This window comes from Bacillus sp. YBsi01 (genome assembly GCF_038406745.1).
Lineage (GTDB): Bacteria > Bacillota > Bacilli > Bacillales > Bacillaceae > Bacillus > Bacillus siamensis.
Genome location: NZ_CP151679.1, coordinates 1,757,013 through 1,771,114 on the forward strand (window position 1 = coordinate 1,757,013; position 14,102 = coordinate 1,771,114).

Below are 14,102 nucleotides of genomic sequence, written 5' to 3' on the forward strand. Positions count from 1 at the left end.
ACACAAGAAAGGATGACGCACATGGCAAAAAAAGCCGCCGGATAAATCCCGGGCGGCTTTTTTCAGGCTTGAAGCCAAGAACTTCTTTTCGATTCAAACTGCTGAATGTCGTCCTCCAGCAGGAGTGTTAATGAAATTTCATCATAGCCGTTAATCAGCATTTCCTTCCAGTGCGGATCGACTTCAAATGAAATTTCTCTTCCTTCACTGTCATGGATGAGCTGGTTTTCCAAATCAACCGTCATATTAAGAGACTGATTTTCATATTGACCGGCGAGTTTTTTCCATTGATCATACGGCATACGGATAGGAAGCATTCCGTTTTTAAAACAGTTTTGATGAAAAATATCGGCAAATGACGGAGCAATGATGATTTTGAATCCGTAATCATCCAGCGCCCAAGGAGCATGCTCACGGGATGATCCGCAGCCGAAATTCTCTCCGGCAATTAATATGGACGCGCCCTCATAGACTTTGCGGTTTAATTCAAATTCAGGATCAGGCTCACCGTTCTCAAGGTATCTCCAATCAAAAAACGCGAATCTGCCGTATCCGGTTCTTTCAATTCTTTTCAGAAACTGTTTCGGAATAATCTGGTCAGTGTCAACGTTGATCCGGTTTAAGACGGCCGCTTTTCCGGTATGCGTTTTTAAAGGTTCCATCTTTTCGCACACTCCTTACACAACTGTTTTTTCTTGATAAAACTTTCTTACATCGACGAAATGCCCGTGAATGGCTGCCATTGCGGCCATAGCAGGACTGACAAGGTGTGTTCTCGCGCCTTTTCCCTGTCTGCCTTCGAAGTTGCGGTTGGATGTGGAAGCGCATCGTTCCCCTTCAGGCACGACATCATTGTTCATACTGAGGCACATGCTGCAGCCTGATTCTCTCCATTCAAAGCCCGCTTCAAGAAACACACGGTGCAGCCCTTCTTCCTCCGCCTGCTGTTTCACGCTTTGAGAGCCCGGCACCACAATGGCTCTGACGCTGTCGGCGACTTTTCGGCCTTTGATCATATCAGCAGCCTGGCGAAGGTCGGTCATCCGCGAATTTGTACATGAGCCGATAAACACATGGTCGACTTTAATCTCTTCAATTTTTTGATTCGGTTCAATCCCCATGTATTCGTAGGCACGGATGGCCTCTTTTTTATCGTCTTCAGAATCAATGGTTTCCGGCGCAGGTATTTGGGCATCGACCGGAAGAACCATGCCTGGGTTGATGCCCCAAGTTACCATTGGAGAAATCTCGCTGCCGTCTAACACGATGGAATGATCGTATACGGCGCCCGGATCGGTTTTTAATGCTTTCCATTCTGCGGCGGCTTTTTCAAATTCCTCGCCTTTTGGCGCGTATTTACGGTTTTTACAGTATTCAATCGTCGTTTCATCAGGAGCGATCAGTCCCGCACGGGCTCCCGCTTCTATTGACATATTGCAGACCGTCATGCGTTCGTCCATGGACATGTTTCTGAATACATCCCCGGTGTATTCAATGACATATCCGGTACCGAATTTCACCCCGTATTTTCCGATGACCGACAAGATGACATCCTTCGCGGTCACTCCTTTTTGGAGCGTTCCATCAACGCGGATTTCAAGCGTTTTCGGCCGCTGCTGCCAGAGTGTCTGTGTGGAGAGAACATGCTCCACCTCACTTGTGCCGATACCGAAAGCAAGCGCCCCGAATGCACCGTGAGTCGATGTATGACTGTCTCCGCAAACGATCGTTTTCCCCGGAAGTGTCAGACCAAGCTCAGGTCCGACTACGTGAACGATCCCCTGATCTGCGCTGTGAAGATCCGCAAGACGGACGCCGAACTCCTCGCAATTTCTTTCAAGCGCGGTTACTTGGCGCTTTGCGACTTCATCTTTAATGTCAAAACGGTTGACGGTCGGAATGTTGTGATCCATCGTCGCGAATGTATTCTGCGGCCGTCTGACTTTTCTTCCCTTCTGCCTTAATCCTTCAAACGCCTGAGGAGACGTAACCTCATGAATTAAGTGCAGATCAATATAGAGAAGGTCGGGTTTTCCTTCACCGCTTTTTACAACATGCCGATCCCAAATCTTTTCGATGATTGTTCGAGGCATCATCTTTGTTTCCTCCCTCTACCTATGAACTAAGACCGCTTTCTTTAAAGCGTCACACTATAGATTTTGTATTTGCGCCGGCTATTGCGGCTTTTACTTTTTCAGTAATGTCATGCGTTCCGGCATATTGGCCGTCCCGGGCGATATCACGTGTACGGCTGCCGTCTGCAAGCACCTTTGCAACCGCCTTTTCTACCGCCTGCGCTTCGTTTTCAAGCCCGAAAGATGTTCTCAAAAGCATCGCCGCTGATAAAATCGCCGCAAACGGATTGGCCATCCCTTTACCGGCGATGTCAGGCGCAGATCCATGCACCGGTTCAAACAAGTGAAGACCTGAACTTGATAGACTGGCTGATGGCAGCATGCCGAGCGAACCTGTCAGCATGGAGGCTTCATCACTTAATATATCGCCGAACATGTTTTCAGTTACGATGACGTCAAACTGGTTCGGAGCATAGATGAGCTGCATCGCAGCATTATCGACAAGCATATGTTCAAGCGTCACATCAGGAAATTCTTTTGCGATTTCATCTGCCGTTTCACGCCACAGCCTGCTTGAGGAAAGCACATTCGCCTTATCAACTGACGTCACTTTTCCTTTTCTGCCGGCTGCCATTTTAAAGGCTTCTCTGACAACGCGTTCGATTTCTTCTTTCTTATAAAAGAGGGTATCGACCGCTTCTTTTTCTCCCGCTTCATTGACATACTGTCTGCTCGGCTCTCCGAAGTAGAGGCCGCCCGTCAGTTCCCTGACGATTACAAAGTCAACGCCGCTGATATATTCTTTTTTCAGCGGAGATGCCTCAGACAGGCTTTCAAATACGGTCACCGGACGCAGATTGGCAAACAGGCCGAGTTTTTTTCTGATGCCGAGCAGGCCTTTTTCCGGTCTGAGCTCCGGAGGATTTTGGTCCCATTTCGGTCCGCCGACTGCACCGAGCAGGATGGCGTCAGACCTCTCGCAAAGAGCCACCGTCTCCTCAGGAAGGGGATTTTGATGGGCGTCAATAGCCGCGCCCCCGATCAGCCCGTTTTCAAATTCAAATTCATGTCCGAATTGTTCGGCAACGCTTTTCAATACATCTGCCGCTGATTTCGCCACTTCCGGTCCGATTCCGTCACCGGGAAGCAAAGCAATGCGTTTTTTCAAATCAAACGTTCTCCTTTCTATTACGAGCCGACCGCAGTCTGTCTCTTTAATCCGTCTATATTGCAATCCAGCACCAATTGCCGGTTCACAGCATTCAAATATGCCTTTGCAGAAGCTTCCAGAACATCCTGCGCGATTCCCCGCCCTGATGATTCTTTTCCGTTCACGGTCACTCTGACGTAAACTTGAGCCAGCGCGTCTTCGCCTTTTCGGTTGGATTGAATGCGATAATCTATCAGTTCAATATCTTTATCAATACAGCGCCCGAGCGTGTTATAAACGGCTTCTACGCTGCCTGCCCCTGTTGCCGCCTCTTGCATCAGCTGTTCGTTTTCCTGATTTTTCAAAGAGACTGTTGCAGTGGGCACCTGAGACGTCCCGTAATGCACTTGCAGAGACAAAAATTCATAGCCGATTTTTTTGTCCGTCACTTTTTCTTCTAAAATAAGAGAAATCAAGTCATCATCGGTGATTTCTTTTTTCTTTTCGGTCAGTTCTTTAAACATCGTAAAATATTTATTGATCTCATCGCTATCAAACTGGAATCCAAGCGTATTCAGGCGGTCTTTGAACGCATGGCGTCCGGAATGCTTTCCGAGCACGAGCGCATCCGCTGTCACACCGACAAGTTCCGGTGAAATAATTTCATATGTTGATTTTTCTTTCAGGAAACCGTCTTGGTGAATACCCGACTCATGGGCGAAAGCGTTATCTCCAACGATCGCTTTATTGCGGGGAACGGCCATGCCCGTCAGTTTGCTGACAAGATCACTCGTCCGCTTCAATTCATGAAGAGTGAGAGATGAATCAGCTTGATACGCGTCATTTCTGACATGAAGCGCAACGGCGATTTCTTCAAGCGCGGCGTTCCCGGCTCTTTCTCCTATGCCGTTAATGGCGCATTCAATTTGATCAGCGCCGTTCTCAATTGCCGAAAGTGAGTTGGCAACCGCCATTCCGAGATCATCGTGGCAATGAGCTGAGAGCTTTACCCGGCTGATATTCGGAACGTGTTCCTTCATATATTTAAAGATGTTTCCGTATTCCGCCGGCGTCAGGTAGCCTACAGTGTCCGGCAGGTTGATGACGCTCGCGCCGGCATCAATCACTTCTTCTACGATTTCAGCCAAAAACGGAAGTTCGGTGCGGCATGCGTCTTCTGCTGACCATTGAACGACCGGGAAGCGTTCTTTTGCATACTTCACCATTTCAACCGCTTTTTCCTTAACTTCTTCCCGCGTCATTTTCAGCTTATGCTTCAGATGAATGTCTGAGGTGGCGATAAAGATGTGAATCCGCGGGCTGGCCCCGTCTTTCAGCGCTTCCCAGGCTGCGTCGATGTCACCTTTGACAGAACGGGCAAGCCCTGTTACCGAACAATTTTTAATCGTTCTTGCGATTTCCTGCACGGCTAAAAAATCACCTCGGGATGAAGCGGGAAATCCCGCTTCAATAATGTCCACCCCGAGTCTTTCAAGCTGCTTGGCTATCGCCAGTTTCTCCCGCGCATTAAGGTTGACCCCGGGAGATTGTTCACCGTCACGAAGGGTCGTGTCGAAAACGTTAATTTTGCGCAACGGAGACCACCGCTTCCTTCTTTTTACCTTGTTTGACAAACGGCATCATTTCACGAAGCTGTCTGCCGACCTTTTCAATCTGATGCTCGTTTTCACTTGCATTGATCGCATTGAAGCGAGGACGGTTCACTTGGTTTTCCACGATCCATTCTTTTGCGAATGTGCCGTTTTGAATATCCGTTAATACTTGTTTCATCGATTCTTTTACCTTCTCATCGACTACGCGCGGTCCGGATACAAAATCTCCCCATTGAGCCGTATCGGAGATAGAGTATCTCATGCCCGCCAAGCCTTCTTCATACATTAAGTCTACGATCAATTTCAGTTCGTGCAGACACTCAAAGTATGCGAGTTCAGGCTGGTATCCGGCTTCTGTCAGCGTTTCAAAACCTGCTTTGACAAGCGCTGTTAAACCTCCGCAGAGAACAGCCTGCTCACCGAACAGGTCCGTTTCCGTTTCTTCCTTAAATGTTGTTTCAAGAACTCCGGCACGCGCCCCGCCGATTCCTTTTGCGTAAGCAAGAGCCGTGTCTTTCGCTTCGCCTGATACATCCTGATAGATGGCAAACAATGCCGGTACGCCTGCGCCTTGTTCATATGTTCTTCTGACAAGGTGTCCCGGTCCTTTAGGGGCGACAAGGAAGACATCTACATCAGCAGGAGGCACGATCTGATGGAAATGGACGTTAAATCCGTGTGCGAATACCAATGATTTGCCCGCCGTCAATTCATCTTTGATTTCAGCTTCATATACTTTTTGCTGCTGTTCATCTGGAAGAAGAACCATAATAATGTCAGCCTGGGCAGCCGCTTCTCTTACAGAAAATACTTGATGGCCGTCTTCTTGAGCCTGTGTAAATGATTTGCCTTGTCTGACGCCGACAATGACATCAATTCCGCTTTCTTTTAAGTTCAGCGCATGTGCGTGACCCTGTGAACCGTAACCGATAATCGCTACTTTTTTACCTGCCAATACGTTCTCTTTGATATCACCGTTATAATATACTTTTACCATTTTAATCTCTCCCTTTTTTGTGTTATACAATAGAAATTGTTTTATTGGATGACGCCTTTTGCTGGGTTCCCCTCGCAAAAGCCGTTGTGCCTGTTCTCGCGATTTCTTTAATGCCGTAAGGTTTGAGAAGCTCTATAAGGGCTTCGATTTTATCAGACTCGCCCGTGACCTGAACGACGATGCTGTCCTTTGAGACATCAACGACGGAAGCTCTGAACGGCTCAATGATTCCATTGATTTCCGTTCTGGTCGGCGGTGCAGAAACAACTTTAATCAGTGCAAGCTCACGCTGTACGATTGATTGGTTTGTAATATCCGTCACTTTCAGGACGTCAATTTGTTTGTTAAGCTGCTTTGTCAGCTGCTCAACGTCATTTTCGCCTTCCACATGGACGACAAATGTAATCCTTGAAACACCGCTTGTTTCCGTGTGGCCTACAGTGATGCTTTCGATATTATAGTGTCTTTTTGTAAACAGGCCGGTGATCCGGTTTAATACCCCCGAGCGGTTGACCACCGTTAATGTGATAATGCGTTTCAAGGTTTCACCCCCACCATTTCATGAAGTCCTTTACCCGGCGCAATCATCGGGAATACTTTTTCGCTTTTGGCGACCCGGACGTCAATAACGGCCGGCTCTTTTGATGAAAGCGCCTTTTGCAGCTCTTTTTCCGCCTCTTCTTCTGATGTAATCCGGATGCCTTTAATGCCGTAGGCTTCTGACAATTTGACAAAGTCAGGCTGCGCCGAGAATTTGGATTCAGAGTAGCGTTCTTCATAGAAGATTTCCTGCCACTGTCTGACCATGCCCAGACATTCATTGTTCAAAATAATCACTTTGACCGGAAGATTCAGCTGCCGGATGACATCTAACTCCTGCAGGGTCATCTGAAAACCGCCGTCTCCGAGGATAGCAACGACCGTGGCGTTACGATCAGCCAGCTGCGCTCCGATAGCCGCCGGAAGGCCGAAGCCCATTGTGCCGAGCCCTCCCGAGGTCACCCACTTATCAGCCTTTCGGAAAGGATAAAACTGAGCCGCCCACATCTGGTGCTGGCCGACATCCGTCGCCACAATCGCCTCTCCGTTTGTGAATTGGTGAATATACTCAATCAGCTTTTGGGGTTTTAAGCCCTCTTCACTGTCGTCTGTATACCAGAGCGGATATTCTTCTTTCCACTCGGAAAGCTGCTGTTTCCATTCATCTGACTGTCCCTGTTTTCCGTTTTGCTTCAATAGTTCCTGAAGGACGATTTTACTGTCGCCGACCACCGGGATCTGCGTTTCGATAATTTTTCCGATTTCAGCCGGATCAATATCGATGTGCGCCACTTTGGCCGATTTTGCAAAATGCTTCAGATTTCCGGTCACACGATCATCGAACCGAGCTCCGATGCTGATCAGCAAGTCACAGTGGTAAAGCGCCATATTCGCTGTGTATGTGCCGTGCATTCCCGCCATTCCCAGAAAGAGAGGATGGTCTGCCGGGAAACCGCCCAGACCGAGAAGCGTGTGGGCTACCGGTATTTGCTGCTGTTCGGCATAATTTTTTAAATCTTCTGAAGCTTTACCGTGCAAAACACCCGCTCCGGCTAAAATAACCGGCTTTTTCGCACTGCTGACTGCTTCTACGAGCTTTCGGATCTGCAGATAGTTAGGCTCTTTTACCGGCTGATAACCCGGAAGATTGATCTCATGATCATATCTGAATTCCCCTTCAAATGCTGCGACATCCTTCGGAATATCAATTAATACCGGACCCGGTCTTCCCGTCGTGGCGATATGGAAAGCCTCTTTGATCACACCGGGAAGATCTTCCGGACGGCGGACCTGATAGCTGTGTTTCGTAATCGGCATCGTAATTCCTAAAATGTCGGCTTCCTGGAAAGCGTCGCTGCCGATGACTGAAGTGGCCACCTGGCCGGTAAACACTACGAGCGGCAGTGAATCAATCATCGCGTCCGCAAGACCGGTCACTAAATTTGTCGCTCCGGGTCCTGAAGTAGCGATGACAACCCCCGGCTTCCCTGAGACTCTCGCATACCCTTCGGCCGCATGAATCGCGCCTTGCTCGTGCCGGGGCAGGATGTGAACCAATCCTGATTGATAAAGCTTATCGTAAATCGGAAGAACGGCTCCCCCCGGATATCCGAAGATCATTTCGACTTTTTCTTTCTTTAATGATTCAATCAGCATCAGAGCCCCGTTCATTGTCTTTGTACAATCGGCAGACGCAGTATCCGCCTGTACATTTGTGCCCATTTTCAGTTCCTCCTTTTCAATGTTCCCTTCTAAAATCAAATTCATAAAACGCAGCGCCGGCTGACGCAAATAAAAAAGCCTTCCCACCCACATTCAGCCAAGCATTTCATGCGATAGCCAAAAGGGGCGAAAAGGCTTTGCTTTCCGCGGTACCACCCTTGTTTACGGTCATATGAAGACCGTCTCATGGATAATTACTATCCGTTTTGATAACGAGTAAACGTTGCGTTCACTCGGCCGAGTCCTACTCTTCACATTTCAGACCGGCACTCTGAGGTGAGTTCACTTTGCTTTGTTTTTGCCGGCTCTCAGCGTTACCGGCTCTCTGTAAAAAACTTCTGCAAAGCTACTTATCCTCTTCTGCGCTTTTTATTATGGCGGCTCTTTTATTTAAAAAAAGAACCCTCATTTGTTTGTTTTTCAGTGTTTTATGATTTTTCTTTTTAGTGTGAATCATTTATTTATTTTTGTTTGAACTCATATTACGCCCGTTTGCAGACAGTGTCAACAGCATTTTTATAATTATTAGACAATTTAGATTAATCAATCTACTTTGTATACGCTTTCATTACTGGTACAAAGGGATCTGTAAATGTTAAAAGTTTTTATCATTTTTTTGTTAATCTCTCAAGATTACATGAAATTTTTCCGTTCTTATACGATTATGTCACATTTTATTACACAATTTATCATGTTCTTTCCGGTCTGCTTGTCAGATATTCCGTTCGAATTGAACAGGCTCTTTATACAGACATACGCATACACTGTTCTTATCTCGTGAAGAAATGAGTGATGTCATGAATAAGATGTTATCAGGCATGCAAGGCCTGCCACCCGGATTTCCGCCTTTACCGGTTCTGCCGCCGCAGTCTTATTATCCTCCGGCACCGATGCATACAGCTCCGTTTCAGGGCGGCCCTTCTTTTCAGCAGGGATTTCCGCCATCCGGATACGGACAGCAGACCCCGCAAAGCTCGCTGTCATTCGCCGGGCAGCAATTCGTCCCATACCCTTATACAAGCGGGTACTACGGTCAAACCTTCAGTGATGTCGGCGGAAGCCTCGGCGCAGGGTCCCATCCCGGCGCGCTCGGGGGCGGTTTCAGCGGCCATGCCGGGGGCTTCAGCGCTCCGAGCGGATTCAGATGATATAAAAACCGGTCTCCCACGGCCGGTTTTTTCTTACTTACAATGTATAACGGTCATTCCATTGATTTATTTCCTGCTCCGTATCGTAATCAGCCTTTGAAACCTCAACAATGATTAAACCGCATTGAGTCATTAAAAATTGTTTCAGTTCCTCAAACAGCTCGTCTTTTCCGCAAAAGATCGTTTCTATCTTGTCATTTTTATATGCAAATGCGTACTTCAAAAGCTAATTCCTCCCGCTGTCTTTCTATCAAATATTAACAAAATAAATAATAGAAATCAGATATTTTATCACTCAAGGGCGCCTTAAGTATCTTTATACATATATTTCTTACGGTAAATATTTCATTAAGTTTCATTTATATTAAAATTTCTTTACAATTTTCATTAAATACAGGACTTTTATTTCATAAAACAAAAAAAACAAATACAAAAAAACCTCAAACCCATTGTCAGGGCTTGAGGTTTTTTATTATACGTCCCAGGAGAGATTCGAACTCCCGACCGACGGCTTAGAAGGCCGTTGCTCTATCCGGCTGAGCTACTGGGACATGAAAATCAAATCGTACTGCTGATCATTTTACCATGATGTCAGCGAATTGACAATATGGTCATCCGATAAAAAAGGCCAGCGTCATCAGTTTTCACTCTGATGTCACCAGCTCTTTTTCTGTACGTCCCAGGAGAGATTCGAACTCCCGACCGACGGCTTAGAAGGCCGTTGCTCTATCCAGCTGAGCTACTGGGACAGGTTTTGCTTTATGTATCAGCGACAAGATTTATTATATACAGGTTCATATCATAAGTCAATATTTTTTTAGAAACTTTTGATGGGGGAGAAAGAAATCTTCCCCATCAAAAGTTAAAAGCTGATTGTACTCCCCAAGTCCTTCAATTCCTGACCCGTTTCGTCGTAAAACGTCACAGTGCCTTCACTTTCTGTAAGAGTAAGAATGGCATAGCTTTTCACATTGCGGACTCTCGGAAGGCGAATGCTGCCAGGGTTAATCAAAAGCTTGCCCCGAAGCACTTCACTCCCGGCAATATGCGAGTGGCCGAAGCAGACGATATCCGCCCCAAGCTCTTCCGCCCGGTAAAAAACTGTTAAAAGTGACTGTTTAATGCCGTGAAGATGTCCGTGTACGGCCAGGATTTTCTTTGAACCGGCGTCCAGCAGGAGCTCCTCCTGAAACCCGCCGCCAAAGTCGCAATTTCCTTTCACCGTGTGATACGGCACAAGCGCGGGATGTGCGGCATCAAGCTCTGAATCACCGCAATGAATCATCAGATCCGCTTCGGCTTCGTGCCGCTTTGAGATCGTCTCCAATTCGTCTTCGAGGCCGTGACTGTCACTTATTATCAGCACTTTCATTGCATTACGCTCCCCCTTACGCGTCAAGCAGCTTTGACAGTTTCTTGAGCGCCTCCGCCCTGTGGCTGATTTTGTTTTTCTCAGCGCTTGTCAGCTGAGCCATTGTTTTATCTTTATCCTTTACAATAAAAATGGGATCATAGCCGAACCCGTTATCTCCTTTGGGTTCTTCTGCTATATATCCTTCAACATGACCTTCAACCGTTTTTGTTTCCTGGCCCGGCATGCTGACGGCAAGGGCGCAGCGGAAACGGGCCGTACGCTGCTCTTTTTCGATGCCTTTTAATTCTGACAGCACCTTGTCCATATTCGCCTTATCATCTTTTGCTTCGCCGGCATAACGGGCTGAATAAACGCCCGGTCTGCCTCCAAGGTTGTCCACTGATAAACCGGAGTCGTCTGCAATGACCATTTTGTTTATGGCTTTTGCCACGGCTTCCGCTTTTAAGATGGCGTTTTCTTCAAAGGTATGCCCGGTTTCCTCAATTTCTTCCGTAAATCCGATTTCCGCCAAAGAAGAGACGCTGTAGCCTTTCGGTTCGAGTATTTCCTTAAATTCTTTTACTTTTCCCGGATTGTGTGTCGCAATAATAGCTTCTTTCACGCTGATCAGGCCTCTCTTTCTTTATTTCAGTTCAGGCAATGTTTCTCCCAGCACTTCTTTTTGCTTTTGAATAAGCGTCTGGATTCCTTTTTCGGCAAGGCTTAACAGTCCGTTTAAATCTTCACGGGAGAATGTGGCTTCTTCGCCCGTCCCTTGAAGCTCTACAAAACGTCCGCTTCCCGTCATGATGATATTCATGTCGACTTCAGCCGTTGAATCCTCTTCATAATTCAGATCCAAAAGCAGACCCTCTTCTTTATCCATCCCGACAGAAATGGCCGCAAGATAATCTGTCACGGGAGAAGTTTTGATAACGCCGCTTTTCACGAGTTTTCCGGCCGCAATAGCCATTGCCAAGAAGGCGCCGGTAATGGAAGCCGTTCTTGTTCCGCCGTCCGCCTGAATGACGTCACAGTCGATCCAGATCGTCCGTTCGCCGAGCTTTTCCAAATCAACGACAGCCCGAAGCGCACGCCCGATCAGACGCTGGATTTCCATCGTTCTGCCGGAGACCTTTCCTTTTGAAGATTCTCTTATCGTTCTTTGATTCGTGGCGCGGGGAAGCATGCTGTATTCCGCTGTGATCCAGCCTTTTCCTCCGCCGCGCAAAAATGGCGGCACCCGGTCTTCCACAGATGCATTACAAATAACCTTTGTATTTCCCGCTGTAATTAAAACAGAGCCCTCCGGGTGAGTGATAAAATCCAAATCAAATGTGATAGGGCGCAGCTCATCGTGCTGTCTTCCGTCGTGTCTCATATTTTACCTCCGATTATATGTACATAAACCTTTTGTTCCGGATTGTGAATAAAGAAAGAGGCAGCCCGGAACGCTAACCTCTTTTTTACTAGTATATCAAAAATCACAAATTAAAAACTACCCGTATTCACTTGTGACGGTCTCGAAACGGGTTTTGAAAGGGATTCACCCTTTTCATTCACCAGTTCTGATTTTCCGTTTACTTTTATAGAAACACTTTTTATCGACGGCTGTTCGGTTAATGTGAGAACGATGCTGTCCAGCACGCCCGATGATACCATTTTTGTTTTTTCATCGGCGCTTCCGTAAATAGAGCTGTTAAAGTCAAGTGTAACCCGGCCGTCTTTTACTTCCGGCTTGCTGAGCAGCTTAACATCGTTATTAAAGTCCGTCAAAAGCCCGCTTGCTTTGCCCGGCCCGTCGGCAAGCTGTTCAACGGCAGCGGTGATGTCATTTGTTTCCGAATTGTCAATCCGCTTTGTGACAGGCACGTAATATTCGCTCGTCTCTGTTTCCGCCAGATAGTATACAGTCAGCGGATGGGTGTCTGTCAGATCATTCACTCCGGCGGTTTCAATATTAATTCCGTCTTTTCTGCTTAAGTCGCCCGTAATCGGCGTGCCGCCTACAGGCATTTCTTTCAGTTCATGCCCGTTCATTCTGATTTTGACTTTATCTATGGAGCTGAATTGGGTAAGCGTCCATGTAATCGATTGCAGGATTTTTTGTTCGTCTTCTTTTTTATAGTTTTTAAATTCCTTCGAAAAATCAGCGACGGCGGTACCGTCTTTTTTAATGTCAACATTTACCGTTGTATCCGCAGGAAGCACCGCTCTGAATCCGTTCGGCAGGATTTCTGAGACAGGCCCCCCCTGAACCAAATACTCAAGGGCCTGCTTTGCGGTTCCCTCACTGTTCGGAAGAGGCAGTGTCTGTGCTGCGACATAGCCGTTTTTATCAATCAGATACAGCTCTCTCATGACTGTATTGGCCGGCTGGTCGGCTTTAGACGTGCCGTTTTTTTCTGATTGCTTTGATTTTGCCTGTATCCCCGCTTCACCCTTTACATATGAAATGTCTTGAGGCGGGTCAATTTCCCCGGCTGTTTTATCGGATTGAAACAAACCGCATCCTGATAATACAAAAGCCGAAGTAAGACATGTTGCAGCAATGACTGCAGGTCCTTTTTTCAGCATACTTTTCCCTCCTAAGGCTGTTTGTACTATGATGTATACGAGCCCTGTCCGGGAAATAGACCGGGATGCGCAAAAAAAACCCGCCGTAAACAGCGGGTTTTTTTGATTTATTTTCTGATCGGCTCTTGAAGGGAGATGCTCTCGACATGGCCGATTTCATGGCCGAACCAGTCTTCGGCAATTTTTGCGAAGCCGTTCCGCTCTCCCGTTGTAAGAAACTGATACTCCGGTGCACGATTCGATTGGTTTAACAAACCTTTATAAGACAAGATGGTGCTCACTTCTCTCGCCGTCTCGTCACCGGAGGAAATGATTTTCACATGATCTCCCATATAGTCCTGAATCGGTTCTTTCAAAATCGGATAATGCGTACATCCCAGAATCAAGGTATCAATTGCTGTACCTTTTAAAGACTCAAGCGATGCTTCGACCGCTTCCTCCGCCGATTCCTGCAGAAACCGTCCGCTTTCCACAAACGGCACCAGCAGCGGACAAGCCGTGTTCTCGACTTGAAGGTCTGCATTTAATCCGAGCAGCGCCTGCTCATACGCTCTGCTTTTAATGGTATTTATCGTGCCGATGACGCCGATATGCTGGTTTTTCGTCACCTTTATCGCCGTTCTCGCACCCGGCTGAATGACGCCGACAACCGGAATATCCGTTTTGCGCTGAATATCCTCCAAGGCAATGGCCGTGGCCGTATTACAAGCGATCACGAGCATTTTGATATGGTGGTTTTCCAGCAGGTAATCGGTCATTTCCCATGTGTATTGAAGAACTTCTTCTTCAGGACGCGGGCCGTACGGGCAGCGTTTTGTATCTCCCACATAGATGATATTTTCCTTCGGTAGCTGTCTCATGATTTCCTTAGCAACGGTTAACCCGCCAACCCCGGAATCAATGACTCCTATCGGCTGTTCCAACAA

At 47.2% G+C, this 14,102-nt stretch carries 14 protein-coding genes, 2 tRNA genes and 1 other annotated feature; of the genes, 1 reads left to right on the forward strand and 15 read right to left on the reverse strand.

From position 1 onward, the window contains the following. Positions 1–62: 62 nt before the first annotated feature. From leuD to ilvB, 7 genes are read right to left on the reverse strand one after another with little or no spacing between them, the layout of a single operon-like run. Complete coding sequence (leuD, locus tag AADZ70_RS08730) at positions 63–662, reverse strand: 3-isopropylmalate dehydratase small subunit (RefSeq protein WP_016938757.1); 600 nt, start codon at positions 660–662, stop codon at positions 63–65. Positions 663–677: 15 nt separating this feature from the next. Continuing rightward, a complete protein-coding gene (gene leuC, locus AADZ70_RS08735; protein WP_016938756.1) occupies positions 678–2,096 on the reverse strand; it encodes a 3-isopropylmalate dehydratase large subunit in 1,419 nt (472 codons plus the stop codon). A gap of 49 nt (positions 2,097–2,145) precedes the next feature. After that, positions 2,146–3,243 (reverse strand): 3-isopropylmalate dehydrogenase, encoded by a 1,098-nt coding sequence (gene leuB / locus AADZ70_RS08740; RefSeq protein ID WP_342007993.1) that lies wholly within the window; start codon positions 3,241–3,243, stop codon positions 2,146–2,148. Between the two features lie 20 nt (positions 3,244–3,263). After that, positions 3,264–4,820 carry a 2-isopropylmalate synthase gene (locus AADZ70_RS08745; protein ID WP_016938754.1) on the reverse strand — a complete coding sequence of 519 codons (1,557 nt, stop codon included), beginning with the start codon at positions 4,818–4,820 and terminating at the stop codon, positions 3,264–3,266. Next, positions 4,807–5,835 (reverse strand): ketol-acid reductoisomerase, encoded by a 1,029-nt coding sequence (gene ilvC / locus AADZ70_RS08750; RefSeq protein WP_045926463.1) that lies wholly within the window; start codon positions 5,833–5,835, stop codon positions 4,807–4,809. Before ilvC ends, AADZ70_RS08745 begins: the two co-directional genes overlap by 14 nt. Before the next feature lie 22 nt (positions 5,836–5,857). Next, positions 5,858–6,376 (reverse strand): acetolactate synthase small subunit, encoded by a 519-nt coding sequence (ilvN, locus tag AADZ70_RS08755; RefSeq protein ID WP_016938753.1) that lies wholly within the window; start codon positions 6,374–6,376, stop codon positions 5,858–5,860. Further along, the gene (ilvB, locus tag AADZ70_RS08760; protein WP_099744805.1) at positions 6,373–8,097 is read right to left on the reverse strand and encodes an acetolactate synthase large subunit; all 1,725 of its coding nucleotides are present in this window, start codon (positions 8,095–8,097) and stop codon (positions 6,373–6,375) included. Before ilvB ends, ilvN begins: the two co-directional genes overlap by 4 nt. A 119-nt stretch (positions 8,098–8,216) precedes the next feature. Further along, positions 8,217–8,469 (reverse strand) — a binding site (T-box leader). A gap of 425 nt (positions 8,470–8,894) precedes the next feature. Between ilvB and AADZ70_RS08765 the strand changes: the two genes are divergently transcribed. Next, the gene (locus AADZ70_RS08765; RefSeq protein ID WP_045926460.1) at positions 8,895–9,245 is read left to right on the forward strand and encodes a hypothetical protein; all 351 of its coding nucleotides are present in this window, start codon (positions 8,895–8,897) and stop codon (positions 9,243–9,245) included. A 37-nt stretch (positions 9,246–9,282) separates the two neighbouring features. Here the strand turns inward: AADZ70_RS08765 and AADZ70_RS08770 are convergent, their stop codons facing one another. The 8 genes from AADZ70_RS08770 to racE all read right to left on the reverse strand — a co-directional run bounded on the left by AADZ70_RS08770 (position 9,283) and on the right by racE (position 14,102). Beyond that, complete coding sequence (locus AADZ70_RS08770; protein ID WP_045926459.1) at positions 9,283–9,468, reverse strand: hypothetical protein; 186 nt, start codon at positions 9,466–9,468, stop codon at positions 9,283–9,285. Positions 9,469–9,722: 254 nt separating this feature from the next. Beyond that, positions 9,723–9,796, reverse strand: a tRNA-Arg gene (locus AADZ70_RS08775). Between the two features lie 124 nt (positions 9,797–9,920). Continuing rightward, a tRNA-Arg gene (locus AADZ70_RS08780) sits at positions 9,921–9,994 on the reverse strand. Between the two features lie 113 nt (positions 9,995–10,107). After that, positions 10,108–10,617, reverse strand: coding sequence for a metallophosphoesterase (locus AADZ70_RS08785; RefSeq protein WP_045925261.1), 510 nt, complete (start codon positions 10,615–10,617; stop codon positions 10,108–10,110). 16 nt (positions 10,618–10,633) lie between these two features. Further along, on the reverse strand, positions 10,634–11,230 hold the full coding sequence (locus AADZ70_RS08790) for an XTP/dITP diphosphatase (protein WP_099744727.1): 597 nt from the start codon (positions 11,228–11,230) through the stop codon (positions 10,634–10,636). Between the two features lie 12 nt (positions 11,231–11,242). After that, complete coding sequence (gene rph / locus AADZ70_RS08795; RefSeq protein WP_016938746.1) at positions 11,243–11,980, reverse strand: ribonuclease PH; 738 nt, start codon at positions 11,978–11,980, stop codon at positions 11,243–11,245. Positions 11,981–12,090: 110 nt separating this feature from the next. Beyond that, positions 12,091–13,176 (reverse strand): GerMN domain-containing protein, encoded by a 1,086-nt coding sequence (locus AADZ70_RS08800; protein WP_049627125.1) that lies wholly within the window; start codon positions 13,174–13,176, stop codon positions 12,091–12,093. 107 nt (positions 13,177–13,283) lie between these two features. Beyond that, positions 13,284–14,102, reverse strand: coding sequence for a glutamate racemase (gene racE, locus AADZ70_RS08805; RefSeq protein WP_099744728.1), 819 nt, complete (start codon positions 14,100–14,102; stop codon positions 13,284–13,286).

Bases quoted from the DNA above. Each gene is read 5' to 3' on its own strand.
- leuD (WP_016938757.1), bottom strand. From the start codon at position 662: ATGGAACCTTTAAAAACGCATACCGGAAAAGCGGCCGTCTTAAACCGG.
- leuC (WP_016938756.1), bottom strand. From the start codon at position 2,096: ATGATGCCTCGAACAATCATCGAAAAGATTTGGGATCGGCATGTTGTA.
- ilvC (WP_045926463.1), bottom strand. From the start codon at position 5,835: ATGGTAAAAGTATATTATAACGGTGATATCAAAGAGAACGTATTGGCA.
- ilvB (WP_099744805.1), bottom strand. From the start codon at position 8,097: ATGGGCACAAATGTACAGGCGGATACTGCGTCTGCCGATTGTACAAAG.
- AADZ70_RS08765 (WP_045926460.1), top strand. From the start codon at position 8,895: ATGAATAAGATGTTATCAGGCATGCAAGGCCTGCCACCCGGATTTCCG.
- AADZ70_RS08785 (WP_045925261.1), bottom strand. From the start codon at position 10,617: ATGAAAGTGCTGATAATAAGTGACAGTCACGGCCTCGAAGACGAATTG.
- rph (WP_016938746.1), bottom strand. From the start codon at position 11,980: ATGAGACACGACGGAAGACAGCACGATGAGCTGCGCCCTATCACATTT.
- AADZ70_RS08800 (WP_049627125.1), bottom strand. From the start codon at position 13,176: ATGCTGAAAAAAGGACCTGCAGTCATTGCTGCAACATGTCTTACTTCG.